Source organism: Rhizobium sp. WSM4643, assembly GCF_025152745.1.
In the GTDB taxonomy this organism is placed as follows: Bacteria; Pseudomonadota; Alphaproteobacteria; order Rhizobiales; family Rhizobiaceae; genus Rhizobium; species Rhizobium leguminosarum_I.
Genome location: NZ_CP104043.1, coordinates 67,094 through 91,324, shown reverse-complemented (window position 1 = coordinate 91,324; position 24,231 = coordinate 67,094). Strand labels below are relative to the sequence as shown.

24 protein-coding genes are annotated in these 24,231 nt (G+C 61.0%); 7 read left to right on the top strand and 17 right to left on the bottom strand.

Features of this window, described 5'->3' with window-relative positions; translation table 11 throughout:
- The 6 genes from N1937_RS29890 to N1937_RS29865 form a co-directional block, all read right to left on the bottom strand.
- Entirely contained in the window at positions 1-1,068 is a 1,068-nt protein-coding gene (locus tag N1937_RS29890; RefSeq protein WP_222313918.1) for a Gfo/Idh/MocA family protein, read from the bottom strand.
- Between the two features lie 44 nt (positions 1,069-1,112).
- Complete coding sequence (locus N1937_RS29885) at positions 1,113-1,877, bottom strand: amino acid ABC transporter ATP-binding protein (RefSeq protein WP_311202862.1); 765 nt, start codon at positions 1,875-1,877, stop codon at positions 1,113-1,115.
- Between the two features lie 54 nt (positions 1,878-1,931).
- Complete coding sequence (locus N1937_RS29880) at positions 1,932-2,573, bottom strand: amino acid ABC transporter permease (RefSeq protein WP_162115209.1); 642 nt, start codon at positions 2,571-2,573, stop codon at positions 1,932-1,934.
- 10 nt (positions 2,574-2,583) lie between these two features.
- The gene (locus N1937_RS29875) at positions 2,584-3,252 is read right to left on the bottom strand and encodes an amino acid ABC transporter permease (protein ID WP_017968237.1); all 669 of its coding nucleotides are present in this window, start codon (positions 3,250-3,252) and stop codon (positions 2,584-2,586) included.
- 31 nt (positions 3,253-3,283) lie between these two features.
- Positions 3,284-3,727 (bottom strand): type II 3-dehydroquinate dehydratase, encoded by a 444-nt coding sequence (locus N1937_RS29870; protein WP_170256481.1) that lies wholly within the window; start codon positions 3,725-3,727, stop codon positions 3,284-3,286.
- A 303-nt stretch (positions 3,728-4,030) separates the two neighbouring features.
- Positions 4,031-4,861, bottom strand: coding sequence for a transporter substrate-binding domain-containing protein (locus N1937_RS29865; protein ID WP_170260558.1), 831 nt, complete (start codon positions 4,859-4,861; stop codon positions 4,031-4,033).
- Between the two features lie 248 nt (positions 4,862-5,109).
- Between N1937_RS29865 and N1937_RS29860 the strand changes: the two genes are divergently transcribed.
- The gene (locus N1937_RS29860) at positions 5,110-7,005 is read left to right on the top strand and encodes a bifunctional sugar phosphate isomerase/epimerase/4-hydroxyphenylpyruvate dioxygenase family protein (protein ID WP_017968234.1); all 1,896 of its coding nucleotides are present in this window, start codon (positions 5,110-5,112) and stop codon (positions 7,003-7,005) included.
- A gap of 95 nt (positions 7,006-7,100) precedes the next feature.
- Here N1937_RS29860 and N1937_RS29855 read toward each other — a convergent pair whose 3' ends face one another.
- Entirely contained in the window at positions 7,101-7,775 is a 675-nt protein-coding gene (locus tag N1937_RS29855; RefSeq protein ID WP_017968233.1) for a GntR family transcriptional regulator, read from the bottom strand.
- A 75-nt stretch (positions 7,776-7,850) separates the two neighbouring features.
- Positions 7,851-8,519 carry a GntR family transcriptional regulator gene (locus N1937_RS29850; protein ID WP_064246802.1) on the bottom strand — a complete coding sequence of 223 codons (669 nt, stop codon included), beginning with the start codon at positions 8,517-8,519 and terminating at the stop codon, positions 7,851-7,853.
- Positions 8,520-9,018: 499 nt separating this feature from the next.
- Here N1937_RS29850 and N1937_RS29845 point away from each other — a divergent pair, with 499 nt between their 5' ends.
- The 3 genes from N1937_RS29845 (at position 9,019) to N1937_RS29835 (ending at position 11,239) form a co-directional block, all read left to right on the top strand.
- Complete coding sequence (locus N1937_RS29845) at positions 9,019-9,849, top strand: MBL fold metallo-hydrolase (protein ID WP_017968230.1); 831 nt, start codon at positions 9,019-9,021, stop codon at positions 9,847-9,849.
- Between the two features lie 128 nt (positions 9,850-9,977).
- On the top strand, positions 9,978-10,352 hold the full coding sequence (locus N1937_RS29840) for a GFA family protein (RefSeq protein WP_162115205.1): 375 nt from the start codon (positions 9,978-9,980) through the stop codon (positions 10,350-10,352).
- A gap of 2 nt (positions 10,353-10,354) precedes the next feature.
- The gene (locus N1937_RS29835; RefSeq protein ID WP_260060427.1) at positions 10,355-11,239 is read left to right on the top strand and encodes an alpha/beta fold hydrolase; all 885 of its coding nucleotides are present in this window, start codon (positions 10,355-10,357) and stop codon (positions 11,237-11,239) included.
- Here the strand turns inward: N1937_RS29835 and N1937_RS29830 are convergent.
- Positions 11,236-11,976, bottom strand: a complete 741-nt coding sequence (locus N1937_RS29830) for a polysaccharide deacetylase family protein (RefSeq protein ID WP_170279384.1) — start codon at positions 11,974-11,976, stop codon at positions 11,236-11,238. The two genes, N1937_RS29835 and N1937_RS29830, sit on opposite strands and share 4 nt — an antisense overlap.
- A complete protein-coding gene (locus N1937_RS29825) occupies positions 11,976-13,064 on the bottom strand; it encodes a glycosyltransferase family 4 protein (protein ID WP_260060379.1) in 1,089 nt (362 codons plus the stop codon). Before N1937_RS29825 ends, N1937_RS29830 begins: the two co-directional genes overlap by 1 nt.
- Positions 13,065-13,243: 179 nt before the next feature.
- On the opposite strand from N1937_RS29825, the gene N1937_RS29820 reads away from it, so the two are divergent.
- The 3 genes from N1937_RS29820 to N1937_RS29810 all read left to right on the top strand — a co-directional run bounded on the left by N1937_RS29820 (position 13,244) and on the right by N1937_RS29810 (position 17,023).
- Positions 13,244-14,962: an adenylate/guanylate cyclase domain-containing protein gene (locus N1937_RS29820; RefSeq protein WP_260060378.1), complete on the top strand. Its 1,719-nt coding sequence runs from the start codon at positions 13,244-13,246 to the stop codon at positions 14,960-14,962.
- The gene (locus N1937_RS29815; RefSeq protein WP_260060377.1) at positions 14,962-15,840 is read left to right on the top strand and encodes an FkbM family methyltransferase; all 879 of its coding nucleotides are present in this window, start codon (positions 14,962-14,964) and stop codon (positions 15,838-15,840) included. The genes N1937_RS29820 and N1937_RS29815 overlap by 1 nt, the downstream gene beginning before the upstream one ends.
- Positions 15,841-16,036: 196 nt before the next feature.
- Positions 16,037-17,023 carry an IS110 family transposase gene (locus N1937_RS29810; RefSeq protein ID WP_222281449.1) on the top strand — a complete coding sequence of 329 codons (987 nt, stop codon included), beginning with the start codon at positions 16,037-16,039 and terminating at the stop codon, positions 17,021-17,023.
- Between the two features lie 311 nt (positions 17,024-17,334).
- On the opposite strand, the gene N1937_RS29805 is transcribed toward N1937_RS29810, so the two are convergent.
- From N1937_RS29805 to N1937_RS29775, 7 genes are all read right to left on the bottom strand, one after another.
- Positions 17,335-18,234 carry an RDD family protein gene (locus tag N1937_RS29805; protein WP_170256473.1) on the bottom strand — a complete coding sequence of 300 codons (900 nt, stop codon included), beginning with the start codon at positions 18,232-18,234 and terminating at the stop codon, positions 17,335-17,337.
- Positions 18,231-19,307 (bottom strand): stage II sporulation protein M, encoded by a 1,077-nt coding sequence (locus N1937_RS29800; protein WP_260060376.1) that lies wholly within the window; start codon positions 19,305-19,307, stop codon positions 18,231-18,233. The genes N1937_RS29805 and N1937_RS29800 overlap by 4 nt, the downstream gene beginning before the upstream one ends.
- The gene (locus N1937_RS29795; RefSeq protein WP_260060375.1) at positions 19,307-20,626 is read right to left on the bottom strand and encodes a DUF58 domain-containing protein; all 1,320 of its coding nucleotides are present in this window, start codon (positions 20,624-20,626) and stop codon (positions 19,307-19,309) included. Before N1937_RS29795 ends, N1937_RS29800 begins: the two co-directional genes overlap by 1 nt.
- The gene (locus N1937_RS29790) at positions 20,627-21,583 is read right to left on the bottom strand and encodes an AAA family ATPase (protein ID WP_260060374.1); all 957 of its coding nucleotides are present in this window, start codon (positions 21,581-21,583) and stop codon (positions 20,627-20,629) included.
- Positions 21,584-21,670: 87 nt separating this feature from the next.
- Positions 21,671-22,957: a hypothetical protein gene (locus N1937_RS29785; protein ID WP_260060373.1), complete on the bottom strand. Its 1,287-nt coding sequence runs from the start codon at positions 22,955-22,957 to the stop codon at positions 21,671-21,673.
- Entirely contained in the window at positions 22,950-23,705 is a 756-nt protein-coding gene (locus N1937_RS29780) for a hypothetical protein (RefSeq protein WP_260060372.1), read from the bottom strand. Before N1937_RS29780 ends, N1937_RS29785 begins: the two co-directional genes overlap by 8 nt.
- Positions 23,706-23,708: 3 nt before the next feature.
- A complete protein-coding gene (locus N1937_RS29775; RefSeq protein WP_260060371.1) occupies positions 23,709-24,155 on the bottom strand; it encodes a DUF805 domain-containing protein in 447 nt (148 codons plus the stop codon).
- Positions 24,156-24,231: the final 76 nt, after the last annotated feature.

The following is a 24,231-nucleotide window of genomic DNA, read 5'->3' as shown; positions in this document are numbered from 1 at the left end:
TCAGACTTTCTGGGGATCGGAAGAGGCGCTGGCGTTAGAGAGGTGGATCATCTGCCCTAAGCGTGCCGATCTCTTGATCGCTTCGACGACCCTGAGCGTAGCAAGGCCCTCCCGGCCACTCACCAGAGGCGTGGCACCGCCACGAATGACGTCGCAAAAGTGTCTGAGCTGAACGCAAAGGGGATCGGCGGCTTGGTAAGGCACGCGCTCCTGGGCAAGCGGCTCCAGCCAATCGGGCTTCGAAGGGCTCGTCCAAAGCGTCAGATCGGGAATTCCGAGCGAACCCTTGGTGCCGCCGATCTGGTAGCAGAATTGATCGTAACGGGGAAAAGCGGGGTTTTCGCCGGTGGTCGTCTCCCAGCTCCAGGGCGCGGCCACGGCATCGCTGCCGTTGAGGGTTGCAAGCACCCCGCTTGCGAAACGCAGCGTGACGACAGCCGTATCCTCGACGGCATGGTTCCGCACGGCGTGGGATTCCATCGCATGGACGGCTTCGACCTCGCCGAAGAAATATCGGAAGAGATCGACATCGTGGATCAGGTTGACGAAGACCGGGCCGGCGCCCGCCTCGCGCCGCCAGGGGATGTCGAAATAGTCGTCGGGCTTGGCGACCCAGAACGTGCCGTGCACCGTGAGGATCCGGCCAAGCCTTCCGCCGTCGACGATCTGTTTGACCGCCTGGATCATCGGATTGTGGCGTCTGTGATGGCCAACCAGCAGCGGTATGCCTGCCTTCTCGCCGGCGGCAACCAGTGCTGCGGCAGCATCGACATCATCGGCGATCGGTTTCTCGATCAGAACAGGGATGCCGGCAGCGACGATCTCCATTCCGTTCTCAACGTGGAGCTGGTTCGGCGTTGCCACGATGACGCCGTCAGGCCTATCCTCGACGCGGATGCCTGAGAAGCTCCGGTACCATCGGGCGCCGACAGTCTCGGCAAAGTCGCGACCGGCGGCAGAAGGATCGATCACCGCCGAGAGAACGGTTCCGGGCTCGGACATGACACGCTCGACGTGGCGCCTGCCGATGAGGCCAGCTCCCATGACTGCAATCTCCAGCGGCTTCATTGCCTGCTCCCATAATTTGCCAGAGGCATCGACCTTGAAACGCATTACTTCCGCAGGATCTCTCCGAGGAATTTCGTGGTTCGCTCATGCTGTGGGTTTGTGAAGAACTTGGCCGGCGGGGCCTCCTCGACGATCGCGCCGCTGGCCATGAAAATCACGCGATCTGCGACCTGGCGGGCAAAGCCCATTTCGTGGGTGACGCAGATCATCGTCATGCCCTCGTCGGCGAGCGCAATCATCGTATCCAGCACCTCCTTGACCATCTCCGGATCAAGCGCCGACGTCGGCTCGTCGAACAGCATCACCTTCGGCCGCATGCAAAGCGCGCGGGCAATGGCCACGCGCTGCTGCTGGCCACCCGAAAGCTGCACCGGATATTTGTCGGCCTGCTCCAGGATCTTGACCCGCTCGAGCAGCCCGCGTGCCCGTTCCTCGGCCTCCGCCTTGCCGACGCCGGCAGCCTTCATCGGCGCCAGCATGCAGTTCTGCAGCACCGTCAGATGCGGAAACAGATTGAACTGCTGGAAGACCATGCCGACCTCACGACGGATCGCATCGATGGTCTTGGCCTGATTGCCTAGAAGAATTCCGCCGACGCGGATTTCACCTTTCTCGTAGGTCTCGAGATGGTTGATGCAGCGGATGAGCGTCGACTTCCCACTGCCGGAAGGCCCGCACAAGACGATCCTCTCGCCGCTGCGAACCGATATGTTGATGTCGTGCAGGGCTTGAAAAGCGCCATACCACTTCTCCACCCGCTCCATGGTGATCATGGTCTCTGCGCCTTGAGCAGGACTGGGACTGGTCATCAGTAGAACTCCACGTTGGCGGGCTGGACCGCGTCGAAGACGAGGGCATGCGGATCAGCGCGCAGAGGCGGCAAACTTTCGTTCGAGGCGCGCGCCAAGGATCGTCAGTGGGCAGCACATCAGGAAGTAGAGAGCGCCGACGATGCCGAAGACCGTCAGCGGTTGGAAGATCTGGTTGGAGATGATGTTGCCGGCCCGCGTCAGCTCGGTGAAGCCGACGATCGATGCAAGCGAGGTGCCTTTGATCAGTTGCACGAGGAAACCGACCGTGGCTGGCAGCGAGATGCGCAGCGCCTGCGGCAGGATGACATCCCTCATACGCGAGACGTATCTGAGGCTGAGAGCCTTTGCCGCTTCCGTCTGGCCGCGCGGCACCGCTTCGATCGATCCGCGCCAGATCTCGCCCAGATAGGCGCTCGCATGCAGGGTCAGGCCGATGGCAACGGCCACCCAGGCGTCGAGCATCAGCCCGACCAAAGCGAGGCCGTAATAGACGACGAAAAGCTGCATGAGCAGCGGGGTTCCCTGGAAGACGGCGATGTAGCCGGCCGTGACGCGTTCCAGCAGCGGTATGCCCGAGGCACGGGCAAGGGCGACACCGAGCCCTGCAATGCCGCCGCAGACGAAGCCGACGGCAGACAGGACCACGGTCCATTTCAAGCCGATGAGGAGGAAGACGAATTCGTCGTGACCCATGGAATTCCTCCTACTTGACCGGATATTTGAAGTAGCGCGCCGAAAACAGCGCGAAGATTCGCATCATCAGCCAGGAGATCACGAAATAGAAAACCGTGACCGTGAAGTAGACCTCGAAGCTGCGGAAGCTCTCCGACTCGATGCGCTGCGATACGGAGGTCAACTCGTAGGCCGAAATCGCCGATGCAATGCTGGTGGTGAGCGTCAGGAGGACGAACTGGCTGGTCAGGGACGGATAGATCGCCCGCAATGCCGGCTTGAGAATGATCAGCCGGAAGACCTGAGCCTTGTGCAGACCAAGGGCCAGCCCCGCTTCCATCTGTCCCCTGGGGATCGACTGAACGCCGCCGCGAATGATCTCGATGGCGTAGGCACCACCGTTGATGCCGAGCGCGATAATCGCCGTCGGCGTCGGATCCAGCCTGATGCCCGTGAGCGGAAGCGCAAAATAGATGAAGAAGATCTGGACCAGGAACGGCGTGTTACGGATCAATTCGACGAAGGCGATGACCAGCCATCGCGCCGGCTTGAGCGCAGAGTCGCGCAGCGCAACGCCGCCAATTCCGATGATGATCGCCAGCAACATCCCACAAATGGCAAGTAAGAATGTCCCGAGACAGCCAAGCAGAAGGCTCGGCAGGCCATCTATGACCGGGGTGAAATCCAACTTATAATTCATGGCGACCCTTCCGGTCCGTCTTCCTGAAAGTTCAGTCCCGCTTGACCATTCCAGCCATCGCCTGGATAGCCAGTTCGTAGCCGTCGGCTCCAAAGCCGATCATGATGGCGGTGGCAACGCGCGAGATCAGCGAATTGTGGTAGATGCTCTCGCGCGCATGAACATTCGAAATGTGCAGCTCGATCTTCGGCGGGTCGAACATTTTCAACGCATCCAGAAGAGCGATCGATGTGAAGGTATAACCGGCAGGATTGATGATGATGCCACAGGCGTCTGTCCTGGCCTGATGCACGCTCTCCACCAGTTCGCCCTCGAAATTGGTCTGCCGGAAGTCGATGGCAAAGCCGAGACTGTCAGCCTTTGCGAGGCACTTGTCCTTGATATTGGCCAGCGTCACCGAGCCGTAGATGGCGGGCTCGCGCTCACCGAGCAGATTCAGGTTCGGTCCGTTGAGCACAAAAATGGTTCTGGTCATGTCGCGCACCTCAGGGCCGTGGGTATGGCGGTTGCGTTGACGGGCATGGCTGCCCGCCTTCATTGGTAAGGGCTTCGTCTGGACCTCAATATTCCCGCGCCAGGAGATGGCCGCCTGCCCCTCATCCGGCTGCCGCCACCTTCTCCCCGTAAACGGGGCGAAGGGATCAAGCCGTGACCTCTCCGTCCCTCGCCAGCGTCCCGTGGAGCACGTCCCCTCTCCCCGTCCTTACGGGGAGAGGGTTAGGGTGAGGGGCAATCGGGCGGCCACCGACGCGAAAGCCAGCCATCCTTTGCCGTTCGCTCAGTTCGCCGCGAATGGAATGCCTTCCAGCTTTTCCGGGAATTCCGGTACCGGAACCTTCATCCACTTGTCGTAGACTGCCTTGAGGTCGCCGTTGGCCTTGATCTTGTCGATGAAGGTGTTGAGCGCCGCATTGATTTCCTTTTCGCCGAGACGCGTGCAAGCACCATTGTAGAGCTTCTGGAATTCAAGCTTGTTTTCGAATTCGCCCGGACGGGCCTTCTCCACCCGGTCCATGTAGAAGATATTGCCACCGAGTGTCTCGACCTGGCCGGACACCAGGGCTTGGACACTCGCGGCGTCTCCGTCATAGCGGCGGATAGTCGTGCTCGGCGGTGCGTTCTTGGTGACCTGGGTGTCCTGAGCCGCACCCTTGGCGACGCCGACCGTGAACTTGGCCATGTCGGCATTCGTCTTGATCTCAGCCGATTTCGGACCAATCAGAACGATCGCGTTGGCAACATAGGGCTTGCTGAACTGCACGGCCTTTGCGCGATCCGGCAGCATCGCCATTGTTGCGAAGAGAACGTCGACACGGCCGGCCGTCAGTGCGGGAATGCGATTGTTGACTTCAAGCGGCACGAACTCGACGGATACACCCAGTTCCTTGGCAAACAGCGTTGCGATGTCGGCGTCGAGGCCGTCCTGTTTGCCGCCGCTGGTCACAAAGCCCCAGGGCGGGTTGTCACCCTGAATTCCGACGATGATCTTGCCGCGAGCCTTGATTTCATCAGGCGTGATGGCGGCGGCCGGTTGCGCCAGGATGACGGCAGCCACCAGGGCCGCGGCTCCGAGCATCGCGTTTCGGCGCGTTAGCAAAGACTTGAACATGTAACTCCTCCTCCTTTGGCGGTCATTCGACCGGACAGCCACCTCACCTTTTGACTGTGTGAGGAATGATTGCCAGAGACGAGCACTGAAATCAACAGAGTTTTTTAAAATCATATGAGAGTTTATAATAAGACACGCTATTTGAATTCCTCACGACATTTGCCATAATAGTAACGAGCGGTTTTCTGGAATGCATCTTTGTGTTCGGCGCTCGTTCAATCCCGCACGGATATCGGAAGGGCTTTGACATGAGGACCTCGATTGCGACTGTAACGATCAGCGGCGAACTGCCGGAGAAGCTCGAGGCGATCGCCCGAGCGGGCTTCGACGGCGTCGAGATCTTTGAGAATGACTTCCTCGCCTTCGACGGCAGCCCGGCCGATGTCGGAAAACTCGTCCGCGACCACGGCCTGGAGATTACCCTGTTTCAGCCATTTCGTGATTTCGAGGGCATGCCGGAGCCGCTGCGGAGCCGCACGTTTGACCGCGCGGAACGGAAGTTCGACGTCATGCAGCAGCTGGGAACGGACCTGGTGCTCGTTTGTTCAAACGTCTCGCCGGCCGCCATCGGCGGCATCGACCGGGCGGCAGAGGACTTTCATGAACTCGGCGAGCGTGCCGCCAGGCGAGGACTGAGGGTGGGCTACGAGGCGCTTGCCTGGGGTCGCCATATCAGCGACCACCGCGACGCCTGGGAGATCGTCCGTCGCGCCGATCATCCGAATGTCGGTCTTATCCTCGACAGCTTCCACACTTTGTCGCGCAAGATCGACGTCAATTCCATCCGCTCGATTCCTAAGGAGAAGATCTTCATCGTCCAGCTTGCCGATGCGCCGCTGATTGACATGGACCTGCTCTATTGGAGCCGCCACTTCCGAAACATGCCGGGGGAAGGCGACCTTCCCGTCACGGCGTTCACCGAAGCCGTCGCGGCAACAGGTTATGACGGGTATTTCTCCCTGGAGATCTTCAACGACCAGTTTCGAGGCGGTTTATCGCGGGCGATTGCCGCCGATGGCCACCGCTCGCTAATCTATCTTGGCGATCAGGTCCGACGCCATCTCGGCATCGGCAGCATGACCGGGGCGGCGATGCCGGAAAGGCCTTCCGTCAAGGGCGTCGGCTTCGTCGAGTTTGCCACGGACGAGGAAGACGAAGTCGAACTGGTTGCATTGCTGCGCACCCTCGGGTTCAAAAAGACGGCGGTCCACCGCACGAAAAAGGTCTCCCTCTTCGAGCAGGGCGAGATCCGGATCCTCGTCAATGTCGATCAGGCAGGATTTGCGAATGCGGCCTACGCCGTTCACGGTACTTTTGCCTATGCCATGGCCCTGATCGTGGACGATGCGACAAAGGCCTATGAGCGGGCGCTCGCCTTGGATGCAGAGCCGTTCACCCAGCCTGTCGCAGACGGTGAGCTCGAGCTGCCTGCCATTCGGGGCGTGGGAGGCGGGATCATCTATCTCATCGACGACAAGAGCGCATTGGGTCGCTTCTCCGAAATCGACTTTCAGCCGGTCACGGACGACAGCGACGCGCCGTCTGCTGGTCTTTTGCGCATTGACCACGTCGCCCAGACGGTCGGCTACGATGAAATGCTCACCTGGCTTTTGTTCTACACCTCCATTTTCGAGACGCGGAAGACCCCGATGGTCGATATCATCGATCCGGCCGGGGTGGTCCGCAGTCAAGTCGTCGAGAACGACACCGGGGCGCTGCGCATCACCATGAACGGCGCCGAGAACCGCCGCACCTTGGCGGGACATTTCATGGCCGAGAAATTCGGGGCCGGCATCCAGCACCTGGCGTTCCTGACCGACGACATCTTTGCAACCGCCGAAAACCTTCGTGCCTGTGGTTTCAGATCGCTGCACATTTCGCCGAACTACTACGATGACGTCGAAGCACGCTTCGGCCTCGATCCTGCCCTGACCGAGCGGCTGAAGGCGGAGAACATCCTCTATGATCGGGACGAGCATGGCGAATATTTCCAGCTCTATAGCGGAACCTATGGAGAGGGTTTCTTTTTCGAGATCGTCGAGCGCCGCGGATATCGCGGCTACGGCGCGCCGAACGCAATTTTCCGGATCGCCGCCCTGAAGAAACAGATGCGTCCGGAAGGAATTCCGAAAGACGCCTCTTGAGGCCCTGGTTTAGAGCGGTTCAGTTTTTCATCGAGAGCAGAGCCACTCTAAGCTTTTGTTTTGAAAAACTGCTTCGCACTTTTCCCGGAATTGCTCTAGCGAATCCGGCCGCTCTTCAGCACATGCTCCACGCCGCTTTGAACGTGCCTTCTGACGACGTCGGTCGCGCCAGCGACGTCGCGCTGAATGGAAAGTTCAAACAAAAGCCTGTGGTCATCGACGACTGGCTTTCCGCGAAAACTCTCAGCCAGCATATGGTAACGAAGAAAGCGGTCGAAGACAGACGACAATGTCGCCATCAGCGTCGCTGAATTGCAGGCCGAGACGATCGCCTGATGGAACTCCCAGTCGTATCGAACCCAGTCGACGGTCCGCGAGACGTCACCCGCAAGGAGCTTGCGTTCGGCGGCAGCCAGCCTGTGATGGGCAGCGACGATGCGCCCCTCCCATTCAAGATTTCCCGCAGCGAATGCAAGGCCGATCGCATGCGTTTCAAGAACAATCCGGAGGTCGGCGAGTTCCAGAAGTTCGCGGCGCGAAGCAGGGCTGACTTCAAAGCCGCGCTGCCCCTCGGCGACAACGAGGTTTTCCGTCGTCAGGCGGCTTAGAATTTCACGCAGCGATGAAATGCCGATGGAGTAGCGCTCCTTTGCCTGCTCCAGCTTGATCTTGGCCCCCGGCGGCAATGTCCCGGATATGATATCCTGGCGGATCTGCCGGAAGACGACGTCGCTTACTGTTTCAGCCGGGTCATGGACTTGCTTGAGCATGGCTTTTCCTGGTTTTGCCGCAATGTCACCTGTGTTGGTGGACCTAAAGCTCGAAGAGCAACGTCCGGATCATTTCTATTTCAGTGTCCCTCTTGCCAGCGCATGTTCGACCCCGCCTTGGATATGCAGCACAAGCACGCGCTTGGCCGTCTCCGCATCACGTCGCAGCGCCGCATCCAAAAGCTGCTGATGTTCATTGGCGGCGACATCGCCTCGATAGGACAAGGCGACCATCTGATATCTGAGATATCTGTCGAAGATCACCGAGTGCGTCTCCATCAGGAGCTTCGATCCGCAGGCGGATATCAAGGCCTGATGGAACTCCCAGTCGTAGCGCTTCCAGTCCTCGGCTCTGCTGGTGTCGCCGGATGCCATCACCCGTTCCATCCGCGCCAATTTGTAATGCGCCGATACGAGGGGAGCCTCCCACTCTACGTCGCCATGCACGAACGACTGTTCCAGCGCATGTGTTTCCAGCAGAAGCCTCAGCGCCGCTGTCTCCTTGAGGTCCGAAACGGATACCGGAGACACTTCGAAACCTTTTTGTCCCTCGGCAACGACAAGCCCCTCGGAGGACAGCCGGTTCAGCACCTCCCGAAGTGTACTGATGCTGGTCTCGTAGGACTCCTTCAGGCTTTCCAGCTTCAATTTTTGTCCTGGAGCCAGCCGGCCAAAAATGATGTCGGCCCGAATGCGCCTGTAGCTGCTCTCGGCAATGGTCTCGTTGATAACCGGCTGCAACATGGCGAGTCTCTTATATTTTCTGTATCGTCGGATATATCTCTTTCTGGCATTCTCAATCAAGAAGACATTCGCAGAACAGGAATTAGAATTTTCTCATATGATGCTGCCGGAGAACGTGGAAGCGGCCGGCAGGGCCTGACCATAACACCGTGCCCCATGCGTGTTGGGCGAAGCCCCCTTCAAGAGGCCTTTCGTGCTGCTCTTAAAACTGGATTTTTCGGCTCAATAGGGCGGCAATTGCTTTTTCAATCGCGCGCAACCATCTAATAGGCATGACGTACGGGAAAATGTCCCGCCCTCAGCAGCCCGTTTACCGAAAACCAACCATACTGGGTTGCTTTCCGAAGCGAAAGCCGATTGCTTAGGAAAATCTACTTCTTCTTCCGCTAGCGGTTAGGAGAATGAAAGGGGCCGCAGGCAAACCCGTGGAATTCTACTGCTTCGCATCGGGATGAACAATGACTACGATGGCGATGCGGGAAGGCCGGTTTGAAGAACGATGACGACAGATTTATTTCAGGTTAAATTTTGGGGCGTCCGCGGCAGTATTCCCGTGTCGGGCCCCGAGTTCGATCGCTACGGCGGTAACACTTCCTGCATCGAAATTCGCTGCGGAGAACATCGGATGATCTTCGACGCGGGCTCCGGCCTGCGCGAGGCTGGGCTCTCGCTGCTCGCCGACAGCGTCAGCGACGTCGATCTGTTCTTCAGCCACTGCCACTACGACCACATCATCGGCCTGCCCTTCTTCAAGGCGATCTATTATCCCTCGATCAACGTCAACATCTGGTCCGGCCATCTCCATGGCAAGATGAGCACGCGGGAAATGGTCGAGCAGTTCATCAGCCCGCCCTGGTTTCCGGTTAAGACCGACATCTGCCAGGCGACGATGAACTTCCGCGATTTCCATGCCGGTCAGGTGCTGACGCCCCATGCGGGCATCGAGATCAAGACCTTCATGCTGAACCATCCGGGCGGCGCCATCGGCTACCGCATCGAATGGCAGGGCCGTTCGGTCGCTCTCGTCTATGACATCGAGCATATTCCAGGCAGCTACGATCCGGTTTCGCTGGAGATGATGCAGGGCGCCGATCTCGTCGTCTACGACTGCACTTACAATGAAGACGAGATGCAGCGTTTCAAGGGCTTCGGCCATTCGACCTGGCAGCACGGCACCGAGCTTGCGAAAATGGCGGGCGCTAAACGCTTCGCTCTGTTCCACCACGCCCCCTCCCGCACGGACGAACAGCTGGCGCAGATGGAAGCGCAGGCGCAGGACGCTTTCCCCGGCGCCTTCGCCGCCCGCGACAACCAGACTATGGTGGTCTAGAACCGACAAGTCTCCTGCACCCGCCGCGCAAGTAGGCGCGCCCGGCAGCTTGCGCCTTGCTGACGGAACAGATGTCGGATCCGACTGTTTTCCCGGCAGCGCAAGATCGATGAAACGGGGTATCAGCCATGACCGTGCTTTCCGGACAATGCCTTTGCGGGCAGGTGCAGCTTTCTGTGCGGGGCGAACCGCTGCGCGTCGGCATCTGTCATTGTACCGACTGCAGAAAAGAAAGCGGTTCGGCCTTCACCTTCTACGGGGTCTGGCCCGCCGGCCAGTTTGAACATTCCGGCGAAACCGGCGAATTCCACGGCCGACGCTTCTGCACCGGCTGCGGCGCGCGGCTGTTTTCCGCCGATGACCAGGAGGCGGAAATCAAGCTCGGCATCCTCTCGCAGGCGCCGACGCCACTGGTGCCACGCTACGAACTCTGGATCAAGCGCCGCGAAGCGTGGTTGCGACCGGTGGAGGGCGCCGAGCAGTATGAGGAGGACCGAACGTGAATGTGGCCACGCTCGTCCGACATCACTTCGTTACGGTTGCAGGCGTCGAGACTTTTTACCGCGAGGCCGGCCGAGAAGATGCTCCGGTCTTGTTGCTGCCGCACGGATATCCCTGCTCATCCTATGAATTTCGCAATCTCATGCCACGCCTTGCCGACCATTGGCGCCTGATTGCGCCGGATTTCCCGGGTGCGGGCTACAGCGGCACGCCTGATGATTTCGACTACAGCTTCGACGGATACGCTGCCTGGCTGGAGGCCTTCGTCAGCGCGATGAATGTCGACCGGTTTGTCCTCTACCTCCACGACTTCGGGTCGCCTATCGGTGCGAGGTTGGCGATCAAGGACCCCCAGCGCATCTTGGCGCTGATCATCCAGAACGGCGACATCCCCTATGATGATGCCCTCGGGCCGAAGTATGCGGAGATCGAGGCGACATGGACGCTTCCGAGATCCGAGATGAAGAAGGTGCTGGCGGAGGCAGTCAGCGAGGAGACCTTCAAGGAGGAATTCCTCAACGATCTGCCGCCGCTTCTGGCCGACACGGTCCCGCCGGATCTCTGGAAGCTGCACTGGTCGCTGATCACGCCGCGGCGCAAGGAAATCGCTACCGACCTGATCGCCGGACTGAAGGAGAACCGGGCGTGGTTCCCGGGACACCGCAAATATCTGCGCGAATATCGGCCTCCGACCTTGATCGTCTGGGGGCCGAACGACCACTACATGCCGGAAAAATCGGCGCGAGCCTACCTGCGCGATCTGCCGGATGCCGAACTGCATCTGCTCGGCGGCGGCCACTGGCTGCTCGAGACGCATCTCGATGACGTCGTAGCACTCATGCGAGAGTTTCTCGGGCGAGTTTCACGCCGCCTGATCGGCAATGTCTAAGGCTCCAGCAATTCCGACGCCGATGACCAGCGGACGGCGGGATGCCGGCCCGTCGCTGCAAACAAGGCGGACAGAAAATCCCAGGCGGCCGCATCATGAACCAGATGGTGAGTGAGCACGCCGATCGGCTCGTCGCTGCCGGCAAGCCGGTCGCGGAGTTCGGCGACCAGTTCGGCCACCAGCTCCCCCTCGCTGCGGCCGCCGCGCGTGCCGTGCCAGTCAATAATGTCGACGTGGGTGTTGAGCAGCGGGATTGGTCCGCCCTTTCTTGCCCGCCCGTAAGTCGAAAGCGCGGCAAAGCCGAGTTCGGGCAATGCAGGAATCAGGGCGGCATCGATCCGGTTCCACGGCGGCACCAGCACTGGCAGGAAGCGAGCCGGATGGAGCCGCTTCAGGCGCTGTAATCCCTCGCGCAACTCGCCGAGCACCACCTCGGACGCCCGTTCGCCGCCGAGTTCCTGCTTCTTGCGCTCAGGTCCGGCGTGATTGGTGTGGGACCAGCCGTGCACGACGACAGCGACGCCTGCTCCCCCCGCCAGCCGCGCGGCCAATGCCTCACCCGTCAGGGCGGGAATGACGGCAAGCGTCAGCGGAATTCCGTTGTCGCCGGTCAGCGACAGCAGCTTTTCCAGATCAGGCCTCGGTTCGACGGCGTCGTCGTCCCTGAGCCAGAACCGCACCACGCGGCCGGCGGCACGCCAGCGTTCAAGCTCGCGGCCCAACGGTTCCCAGTTCATCACCTCACTCCTGTTCCTGCGCTTCTGCGCAAAATCCCGTCCAAGACACGGGCAGCCCTCGCAAGCGAACGCTCCTCGAGCACGAAGCATCGTGCCGCCTGCCCCATCGCGTCACGCTTTTGACCGTCGCCGAGCAGGGTTGCGATCGCCCTTGCATAGGCAGCGACATCACCCTCCGGCGTCAGCAGGCCGGTCACGCCAGCCTCGACCACCGCTGGCACGCCTGCCGTTGCCTGCGCCACGACAGGAAGACCGGCTGCCTGGGCCTCGAGATAGGCAAGACCGTAGGCTTCGCCGCAGCCGGGCCAGACATAGATGCCGCCATGTCCGAGCAATTCGGCGATCTCGACGGCATTCCGCTCGCCCAGCCATTCGACGCGGCCGGCAAAGCCGGCAAAGAGCGCCTCCACCTCCTGGCGCATCGGCCCGTCGCCGATGACCGAAAGCGTCCACGGCCGGTCTTCGATCAGCCGCAATGCTTTTGCGAGCATCGCGTAACTGTCCATCTTGTCGCCGGCACGCATCATCGCGACCGTCATCAGCCGGCACGGATCGGGCGCCGGCGACACTTTTTCGAAGAGCGCCGTGTCGATGAAGGGTTTCAGCCTGGCAAGCCGCGCCTGCGGAAAGGCGGCTGCAAGCCCGGCCTGATCGCGCTCGGTGAAGCTGATATTGACCGCCGCCTGCGTGATCGCCTCGCCCACGCGCTTCTGGGCAGCGGCCCAGCCGGTCCGGTCGCGTTTTGCCGCATAGGAGGATTCGGCGGTGACGTAGGGAATTGCGAATTCGGCTGATATCGCCGGCCCGAAGGGATCGGGCGATTTGTAATAGGGGTGGTAGCAGAACCAGAGTTCCGGCCGCGGCGCGGATTTCCATCTTAGCCGCAGCCGCTCCAGTTCGGCGCCGATGGCGGGTTCAAGCGCCGCTGCGGCTTGCGGTGTCGAGGCATAGGTACGGAATTCGGAGGCGACGTCGACCTGATGCCCGCCAAGCTCCAGTACCCGGATCAGTAGTCGCGCCATCAGCCGGTCGCCCGACGGCACCGGATGGTTCGGCGATTTCATCGGCGCGTAGAAAGCCACCCGCATTGGGACACCTCAGGTAAGACACACTGTTTACAACTTTCACGCCAGTCGGGAAAATTCCGCTATTGTCCCTTTGCCGAAAACTTGCGCATAAGCATATGGAATGTGATCGCGATCGAAGCAATTCCGCCTCTTTCTCAATCTCTATGGGCCTGCGGTTACATCGACAAGAACGGGAATGAATGACGACGGTCTCGGCCACAGGGATTTTTTCGGAACGTACGATCAGAAGGGCGAGGCTCGGTTCCGGCCTCGTCATTTTCATCTTCGTCCTCTTGCATTTGTCGAACCATGCGATTGGCCTGATTTCCGTCGCTGCCGCCGATAAAGCCGCCCACCTCTTCCTGGCGATCTGGCGCAATCCTCTGGGGACCGCCATCTTCTATTCGTCGGTCCTCATCCATATCGCGCTGGTGCTGCGCGCCATCTACATGCGCCGCAGCCTCGTCATGCCGAAGGGGGAAATGGCGCAGATCGTGCTCGGCTTGATGATCCCGCTGCTGCTCCTCGATCATGTCATCGGTACGCGCATCGCCCACGAATTCTACGGCTACATCGATGACTACGAGACGGTCGTCGGAATGCTCTGGATCAGGAACCCGACAAACGGCGTTCGGCAGGTGTTCGCCGTTGTCGCCGTCTGGATCCACGGCTGCATCGGCATCCATTTCTGGCTGCGCTACCGCTCCTGGTATCCGGACTTCGCTCCGCTAATGCTGGCGCTCGCCATCCTCGTGCCGGTGCTCGCGCTGCTGGGCTTCGTCGAAATGGGCCGGGCGCTCGCCGACCCTTCCTACCAGCAGTCAATGACGGTCAGCGCCTACAAGGAGGGGGTCAACACCCGTTACGCCTCGAACCCGGAAGTTCACCGTCAGGTCGCCGTGATCCGCGCCGGGCTCTACGGCGCCTTCTCGGCCTCGCTGCTCGTCGTCGTCGTCGCCCGCGCCCGGCGCAAGCTGAAGGAGCGGCTCGATCAGGTCGCCGTGAATTATCCGGGCGGCGAGGTGATCCGGGTGCCGCGTGGCTTCTCGGTGCTGGAAGCGAGCCGGCTCGGTGGCCTGCCGCATTATGCCGTCTGCGGCGGCAAGGGCCAGTGCTCCACCTGCCGCGTGCAGATCTTTGGCGATTACGAAAGCCTGCCGGCCCCCGACAAGATGGAGCAGACGACGCTGAAGCGCATCAATGCCGGCCCGGATGTCCGGCTCGCCTGCCAGCTTCGTCCGAACCGCGACGTTGCGGTCGCGCCGCTTCTCGTCCCGGCGGTCGAGGCAGCCCTTCCTGCCAACAGCCAGGAAACGAGCCCCGGCCGCGAGCGTGAAATCGCCGTGCTCTTCGTCGATATCCGCCATTTCACCACGCTGACGGAAACCCGCCTGCCCTTCGACGTCGTCTTCCTGCTGAACCGCTATTTCGCCATCATCGGCAAGGCGGTGGAGCAGGCGGGCGGGCGGCTCGACAAGTTCATCGGCGACGGCGCCATGGCACTCTTCGGCCTCAATACCGCGCCGGAGGAAGCCTGCCGCCAGGCGCTCAACGCAGCAGGCGCGATCGTCGCCGAGGTCGAGAAACTCGCCGCCGAGCTGGCCGACGAACTGGCGCTGCCGCTGCGCATCGCGATCGGCATTCACACCGGCCCGGCCGTCGTCGGCACGATGGGGTACGGCCGGGTGCGCAGCATGACGGCGATCGGCGATACCGTTAATGTTGCGAGCCGGTTGGAAAGCGCTGCCAAGGAGTTCGAAGCGGCGATCGTCATCTCCGAACCGGTGGCGACCCTTTCGGGTGCTGACCTTTCCGGCATCGAAAGCCGTGATATCAGTGTGCGCGGCCGGGCCCTGCCCTTGAAAGTCTACGTCATTCCGAGAGAGAAAGCGGCGGAACCGCTCGAAGGAAAAGCCTGATGCCCGGCAAGCCCTGGCTGACCACCAAATACTGGAGCCGCCGGCTGCGCAAGGCGCGCAATAGAGCCGCTTCGCGCTTCTTCGACACCCGCTTCGGCCGCCGCTTGCTGATCGAAAATATCGGCCCGCGCGTCGTCTCGATGACGATCGACGCCGGCGACCACCTGATGACCTTCTCGCCCGCCGACTATATCGGCCGCAAGGTCTTCCGAAAGGGCCATTTCGAGCGCGAGGCCGTCGACCGGCTGATCGCCATCCTGCGCGAGCGCGGCCTCTTGCGAAAGGACGCGACGCTGCTGGAGATCGGCGGCAATATCGGCACCCAGACCGTCTATTTCGCCCTCAGCGACACTTACATCAATATTGTCAGCATCGAGCCCGATCCGCGCAATTTCCCGCTGCTTGCCCTCAATATTCGCCAGAATCGGCTGGAGGAGAAAGTCCGCCTCGTCAACTGCGCCGCCGGCGAGAGCGAAGGCGAGATCGACTTTTTCCTCAACCTCAACAATCACGGCAAGAGCAGCGCCATCCGTCAAAGCCCGACAGACAGGAAGATCAGCGTGCCGGTGAAGCCGGTTTCCGAGATCCTTGCCGGTCTTTCGGTCGATCCGGCCGCAATCGGCCTCGTCTGGATGGATATCGAAGGCTACGAGCCGGTCGCCTGCCGCTCGATGCGGCCGCTGCTTGCCCGCCGCGTGCCGCTCTATATGGAATTCACGCCGCTCTTCTACGGCCCGGAGGGAACGAAAGCCTTCATATCCATGCTGTCCGGCTTCTACGAGGATTGCCTCGTGCTGTTCGAGGATCGCGAGGTGGAGATGAAGGTGCGGGATCTGCCGGGTGAGTTTGATCAGTACAACGTGCTGTTTTTGCCGTAGAGGTGGGCCTTGTGCCGTGCAGCCCCCTTGCATGTTCAAACTGCATCCGTTGATGATGGGTGCGACCCCTGGGGGATGGCCATCCCCCAGGGGTCGGACGGGCGGGACCGTAACCCCCTTGGCGTGAACCGGGGATGAGCCTGGTCCGCCCGTCCTTCGCGTTTGTCCTGAACAGATAGTGGGGAGCAGGTCCCGTATGCAAGGCAAGGTATCGTCCGAACGCACCGCGATGGCGACAGTTTATGTCGGCATCGATGTCTGTAAAGAGTGGCTGGACATTCATCTGCATCCTCTCGGCCGCAGTTTTCGGGTGACCAACGACACGGCCGGCCTGCGCCGCCTCAAGCGGGAGCTCGATGCGCTTGACCAGATGCCGCGCTCGGCGCTGCGTATCGTCATGGAAGCGACCGGCAAGTGGCATCGCGCCGTCCAGCGCTCGCTGCATGCCGATGGCTTTTACGTGTCGGTCGTCGACCCGCTGCGCGCCCGGCTGTTTGCCAAAGCCTGCGGCTTTCTCGCCAAGACCGATCGGCTCGATGCGCGGTTTCTGGCCATCATGGGAGAAGCCCTCAAGCCCGCACAGACCCCACCGCCGGACCAAGCGCTGGAAGCCCTGCAGGAACTGGTCAATGCCCGATCTGCCGCCAATGGCGAACGCACCGCCCTGTCCAACCGGATGAAGACGGCCGTGACCGCCTTCCTGCGCAAGGAACTGACGCGCCGGCTTGCCGCGCTCGACACCCATATCGCAAGACTGGACGCCGAGATCGAGCGCAGCATCTGCGCCGATCCCGAGATGCGCCGCCGCCTCGACATCCTCATCTCCATTCCCGGCATCGGAGCCGTCACCGCCGCAAGCCTGATCGCTGGCCTTTGCGAACTTGGCGCCTGCTCCGGCAAGCAGGCCGCCATGCTGACCGGCCTTGCGCCGATTGCCTGCGAAAGTGGCGAGCGGGCCGGACATCGCTCCATCAGGGGCGGACGCCCAGCACCCAGGAACGCCATCTACATGGCCGCCCTGTCCGCCTCCCGTCACAACCCGGACCTCGCACGCTTCGCCGCAAGGCTGAAGAAAGTCGGAAAACCCAATAAGGTCGTCCTCGTCGCCGTCATGAGAAAGCTCATCGTCCTGGCAAACACCCTCATCACCAAAAACCGCATCTGGACACCAAATCCACCTTGACACCAAACACAGATGCTCATCCGACCCTTCGGGCCACCTTCTCCCCGAGGGGAGAAGGGAGAACAAGGCGAGCCGGCACTGCCGAAACGAACCCTCCTGCGCAAGGCACTCCATCCAATGGGTCGATGACGAAGCCGCATTCTCCCTCTTCTCCCCAGCGGGGAGAAGGTGGCCCGAAGGGTCGGATGAGGGGGCCGCGGGCACGCCACGCCCTTCATTGTCAGGGCAGCGGCGCCGGCGTGTCGGCGAACGTTCTGAGATAGGCGGGCCTTTTTCATTCCCAAGACGGGGCAAGTGCCAGCGAAATCACATCAAACAAGTTTCTTCGCCTCTGATCGCGAATGCTCATGATATTTGTTTTCGCGAAGCGTGCCGAAAAGCTTCAAGCTCTCGAGATGCTCGCGTTGGGCGCGATAAAACTCATTCAGGAAAACCAGTCCCCGGCCGGGCTTCACCGTGTCTTCATACCGGATCCTCCGGGTAATGGTTCGCACGATCTGTTCGATCTCTTTATGGTTGGCTGTCTTCGTCGAGTCGCGAAGCACGTCCTCCAGCGTCTGCAGCTCATATTTGCCGTAGATATCGAGATGTTCCGGCAGGAATTCGAATTCCGCCTGCGACGAGACGGCGGCAGGAGCAGACAGCGCGAGGTCGGACAAGAGCACGGAACGCGGAGTGTCGACCACCAGGGTGCCGGCAATGATGTCGCCAAGCCTTTGCCGGCGTCGGTTGGTGAAGGGGACGACGACCACCGCTAGAAGCCAGAGGCTCGTCAGACCGTTTTCCCAGACCGACTGCGTGCCGACCGAAGCCAAAAGGCCCATGGGGGCGAAAATCTCCACCTGTTTCATCAGGTTGCGTGCGGTCACCTGGTGCGGCGTGAGCCGCCGTCCGTCCATGTTGATGACGCGGATGCCGGTGATTCTCTTTCCGAGCGTGCGTCCGTTCCAGATGAGCTCCGAGAGAATGTAATAGGGGGTCTGCACCAAAAAACCGAGCATCACCATGAGCATCGCCTCCGCCGTCGTAGGCAGCACGCCTGTGAAGATGATGGCCACAGCGCAGATGAATATGATGATCGAGGTGAAGACGATGTCGAGGAATTGCGCGCCGAAACGGGTTCCGATCGAGGCAATGGCGAAGGTGATCGGGACGCCCTCCGGCGGAATGAACTGCTCGACGTGGCTGCCGTCCGTGTCTGTCCGGTTCATCGCACGGCCTCACGCGACGCTTTGCTTTCACGGCCTCCAAGCAGCAGCCAGCCTACCCAGAAGAGGCCCATCCCCCAACCGATGACGATGCGCCAGAGCGGATCCTGGATCAGCTGACGCAGGAAGCCTTCGATGAAGGCTGCCGCGACAAGCATCAGCGCCGCCAGGATGGCGAGCTTGACGGCATCATGCGCCTGGTGGCGCAAGGCTTCCTTTCGCGTTCTGGCACCGGGAAGGAGAACGGCAAGTCCGAGCCTTGCCCCGCCGGCGCAGGCAATAGCGATGGCCGCAAGCTCGGTCACGCCGTGGATCGAGAGCCAGGCGAAGACATCGTAGCCGAGCCCTCTGCGATAGAACATCGCGAAGAACGCGCCGAGGATCAGACCATTGTAAAACGTCAGGATGAAGCTCGGCACCGACAGGAAAACACCAAGGGTGAAGATCAGGATGACGATGGTGGTGTTGTGGGAAAAGAGAAAGCTGGAAAATGCGGCCAGCCGGTCGCTGTCATGCCCTTCATCGCCATAGATGGTCGAGCGGAGGTAATCGGTCGAGGCATCGGGCGTGCGCTGGTCGGCCATCTCCGGCGGCACCAAGGTATAGAACCAACTCGGATCGTTGGTGCAGAGCCTGTATCCGGCAGCCGCCCCCAGAATGAGCGCCAGAAAGCCGATGAACAAAGGCAGGACCGAGCGCCGCACCGCCTGGGGAATGCCGTGCAACAGCAAGCGCCTCATTAGGCCGCCAAGGCTTTCCTGAGGAGCGTAGACGACGAGATAGGCCCGGGCGCAGAGGCTTTCCAGATAGGCGATCAAGGCGCGATCGAGGGAAATATCGCGCGCCACGCTCAACGAGTTCATCGCCTGCCTGTATCCGGTGGCGAGATTGCGGACTTCATCATAGCCGAGCGCGGCTGCGCCCCCTTTCTCGGCACGCGTCACCAGTTCGTCCAGTTGGCGCCAGTGTGCCTCGCGCTCCAGCCGGAAGCGGGCCGAACGAAGCGTATCGTTCTGAACGGCGCCGAGATTGACTGTCGCGCCCCCATCCATCCTGCCGTCGATACCGATATCCATCATATCATCTCACGGGATTTGATTTCGATGTAGCGCGCAATGAGATCCGAAGTCAGTGCCTCCGGCGTGCTGTCGAGGCAAAGCACGCCGAGACGCGCCAGCTTTTCCATGACGGCGCGCCTCTCCTGAAGGATCTGGCGCGCCGCAACCGAGCGGGCGACGGCATCGAGCGTCGTTTCCTCAGGCTCGATGAGCTTGGCGAGTATCGGATCGCGCAAGGCGACATAGACGACGAAGTGATGCCGGGCGAGCGCCTGCATGTTCTCGATCATCAGCTCCGCCGTGATGGTGTCGACGAAATCGGAGAATATCACAATCAGCGACCGTCGCTTCAGGCGACCCGAAAGGTGGGTCAGCCCCAAGGTATGGTTGGTCTCCTGGGTTTCGTAGCGCAGCCCGGCGCACACCGTCTGCAGCCGCGGAAAAGCCGCTCGTCCGGGCAAGGCCGGCACGAACAGACGCGGACGGCTGTCGAAGCTGTAGAAGCCGACGAGATCGCCAGCAAGGCCTGCGCCCCAGCACATGGCGAGAGCCGCATTGATGGCGCGATCGAGCTTTGTGAAGCCGGCAAGCTGCTCGGCCATCAGCCGTCCGGAATCGACGCAGAGGATGATCTGGTGGTTTCGTTCGGCCCTCATCTCGCGCACGACGAGGCTGCGCATGCGCGCCGAGCGCTTCCAATCGATGCTGCGCGGATCCATGCCGCTTACAAATTCACGCAGCTGGTGGAATTCCGATCCCTCGCCGCGCAACCGCAAATCCTTCTGGCCGGCCTCCAGCGGCAGGATCTGGGTCTTGATCGCTCCAGACAGCACCGGCGATATGTCGGGCTGGACGGCGATCTCTTTCCCAACGGGCATCTTCGCGATCATCTCGAGCAGCTTCAACCGCGATGGCCACTTCAGCCACAGCGCGTTGACCCCGTATCGTCCCCGCCGGGTCAGATGAAGGTCCAGAGAGGCCTTGACCTCTCCTTCTCCGGCACCCGATGCAGGGTCGAGCCATCTGATTTCGTCGACGACCAGCTCGGGAGCGAGATTGAGCCGGATTTCGATTTTCCGGGGCAGCGCGCCCTTCTGCGGCCGGATGCCGACCGTAAACGCGGCGGTGTGGCCGACAAAGCCTTGCGGCGGCAGATCGAAATCGATCGTCATCCTCCCCGCCAGGTTGGAGATGACCAAATCGGCGACGGTCAGGGCTGCAAGCGCAAGCCACATGAGGAGCAAGAAGGAGCTCATGTCGCGCCACCACAGGCTGGTGAAGACCGTCACCGCGGCGGATATCAGAACGAGCGCGATCAGAGTGGAGGATGGCCGCATTTAACGGGGCGCATCTACGCGGTTCATGATATTGCGCAGCACCTCGTCCGGCGTGCGCCCATCAATTTCCGCCGAGGGCGAAAGCACGATGCGATGGCGCAAGGCAGGCACTAGCAACGCCTGGATATCGTCCGGCAAGCCGTAATCCCTTCCCTCGAAAGCCGCGCGCACGCGCACTGCCGACGCTACGGCGTCGGCCGCGCGGGTGGACGCGCCATAGAGAATGTCGGGATCGGAGCGCGTGGCGCGCACGAGGTCGACGATGTAGGTCAGGATCGTGTTGTCCAGATGGATCGCATCGATCAGCGCCCGCCCCGTAGCGAGTGCGGCACTCGTGACCAGCGGACGGATGCCGGCATTGCGCAGGTCTGATTTCAGCGCCTGCGTCGCGTGTTTGGACAGAATGGCAATTTCCGTATCGCGGTTGGGAAAATCGACGACAAGCTTGAACAGGAAGCGATCGAGCTGTGCTTCGGGCAAGGGATAGGTGCCCTGCTGCTCGATCGGGTTCTGCGTGGCAAGCACGAAGAAATCCGGCCCCAGGGAATAATCGGTTCCGTCAAGCGTGACCATCCGCTCGTTCATCGCCTGCAGCAGGGCGGATTGCGTCTTCGGGGGGGCGCGATTGATCTCGTCGGCGAGAAGAATGTCGGTAAAGACCGGGCCCTTGGTCAGGTGGAACTGATTGGTCTGGAAATTGAAGAGATTGACCCCCAGAACATCGCCGGGCATCAGGTCCGGCGTGAACTGGATGCGACGATATTGCAGCGCCATGGCGGCGGAGACCGACCGGGCAAGCAAGGTTTTGGCTGTACCGGGCGGACCTTCGACGAGGCAGTGGCCGCCGGCAAAAATCGAGATCAGGACGAGATCGATGATCGCATCCTGCCCCTGCACGGCTTTGCCGATTTCGCCACGAACCGCAGCGATAAGATTGCGAAATTCACCTAGATCCAAGGTCAATGCTCCCTCGAGCATGATGCCGAAAAGTGTAAGCGGTTTTCGGACGACATCATGCTCTAATTCTTTGATTTAGAACAGGATTCAGATTTTAGGCCGACCCGGCCTGAAATCATCCTGTTCTAGCGACTTTCTAAATATTTCGAGATTGCGGTGCAGATCCGCCCGCGTCATCCGATGCCCACGATCGATCAGCGCTTGCGCTGACGAGTGCAATGCCTTCGCCGCCGCCTGATCGCGGCGCGCCAGGCGTTGAAACAGCCGCTCTACGCCTGCCTCGTTTCCGGCTCCGGGGCCGAAGACCAGTTGCGCCTTGTCCGCAAGCAGATGGAGCACGAACTGTCCGGTCATCCGGCCATCATTGCCTGACAGGCGCAGCAGACGCGCCGTCGCGTCGATCGCGGCCGTCTTCGACATCTCGGTGTTTGCGGATGCCTCGGGCAAAGCAGGCCCGAAGCGATAGGCGCCGCGCCAGAAACAAATAGCGGCGACGACGAACAGCACTCCCCAGATGACGGACAGCGGATAAGCGAAAAACCGCTTGAAATCGGAGGCAGAGCGCTCGTAGGTCCGGCCTTCATCCGCCGGTTTCTTACTATCCAGAGGCAGGCCGGCCGTATCCAGATAGACCGGCCGCTTCTCGCCCGCGCCGCGCAACAGCGTGACGAGCGACGCGGCAAAGGAGGCGTTATCGGCCAGAGCCAGTCCGTGATTGTTCAACAGGTCCGGATCCGACAGCAGATAGACGTTCGGGTCGTCCTCGCCACGCAGTAGCAGCGCGCCCGACGGTGTGCCCGCCAGCTCCTCCCAACCGCTCGGCAGGCTCGACCGTTCGAACGTTTGTGCCTGATAGAGGGCGATATTGATGGGCTGGCCCGGTTTCGGCTGCGGCTGCGCCTCTTCAAAATCGGTGCTGCTACGGGCAAAGCCAAAATCTGAATAACCGAGCTTGTCGAGTTCGCCGCCGATATCGGCGAGATCGATCAGTCCCGATGTGCTGGCAATGCCATTCGTTGACACGCTGCCGCGCCATTTCGGCAAAACGATCAGCGTCGGCAGCGCATAGCGGTTTGACTCCCGGATCGGGCTTTCCGGGCCTGCGTCATCCGCTTCCTCGTTTGCCTGAGGTGCGACAGCCTCGGCTTGGTGTATCGACAGGGGAATGATGCGCAGCGAGATTTCCGAACGCGCCCGAGCGACATGAGGGTCGGATCGGACGACGGGGATACCCTTGGCTTGCAGCCACGTTTCCAACCCCTTGTTGCCAAGCGGCGAGCGGTCGAAATCGCTGCCGCGCGAAAGCGCAAAGACTGCCAGCGCCGCCAGCGGAAGCAACAACCCCAGCAACAGAAGGGGCCCCGAATTACGCATTGGCCACTCTGCCCGATGACAGCAAGCCGCGCGCGGTCGTCAGAAGGACGCCGAAATGGTTTTCCGCAAGCGTGCGGCCGCCGTAATGAACGAGCTCCACCGCCGTCAGAAAATTTTCAAGCCTATCGCGTTCGGGCATATTGCTCGGTAGACGGGCGAAAACGGCCCGTTCCGTATCCGAGCGGAAAAGCCGTGTTCCAGTCACATCGGCCGCGTGAAGCAGGCAATGTCTGAGCAGCAGGACAAGCGCCTGTCGTCGATCCGCCATAGCGGCAATGCGTTGCAGGAAGTCGCTCGGCCTTTCCTCGGCCTCGGCTGCGGACGTGCGCCAGCTTTCCGGCGCCTCCCCCTGCCGCTTGATGTCGCGTGGAGCAGACGAGAGCAAGACACCGCCATTGCCGAAGCGTATCCACAAGCCGACGGCCACGACGAGACCGACAAGCACGACGGCAACCGCCAGAGGACCGCTGACAACGGGCTCGCGCGGGATCATCAACGGTTTGCGTTGTGGCGACGATTTTGTCGTATTCGATGCCGGCTCGGCCTTTGCCGCGACGTCGCCATAGACGAGCGTGCAGCGCAATCCGTTCTGCCGGCACTGCGCGGCATACTCGGCTCCGACGGCGCTCTTTTGATGATCGCCGCCGCCCACCTGCTGACTGTCGCTGTCTTGCGCCCAAGCAGGCGAAAACTGAGCCAAGGTGGCAAGCAACAGAGCCACCAGCAGGCCGAGATTGCGGATGGTCATTGTCTAGGCAAAGACCTCTGCTCTCGCTTCGGGACGCAGCGGATCCGGCCCGAACCTGTTCGGACCATCCGTGCCCCTCATTACGGAAATAACCGTGATCGCGAGACCCGTAATGGTACCGATATAGGGAACCATGCCCAAGACGATCAGCGCGAGATACCACCAACCGGAAATGTCGCGATCGTGGAAACGGCGAACCTGAAGGGATAATATTGGTAGAAAGATTGCAAGCCCAAACAATCCGCCGATCACCATGATGGCGACCACCGCTGACGAAACTCCACCCTGTTGGTCGGAAAAGGCGCCTACCACCAAAGCCAAAATTACAAGCGCGAGCCCTACCAAGGAATAGAACAGCACGAACCACCAATATTCCGAGCGGGACGCCCTGCCGGAAAAGGTTGCGTACTTCTGCGTTAAAACTGTCCGAACAGCTTCAGTAAACCCCATTTCAATGCCCCCATTTATGCTGATGCAAGCGCGGTGATCCCCGGTCTCACCATCGTCTTGCTCGACAGTCATTTCG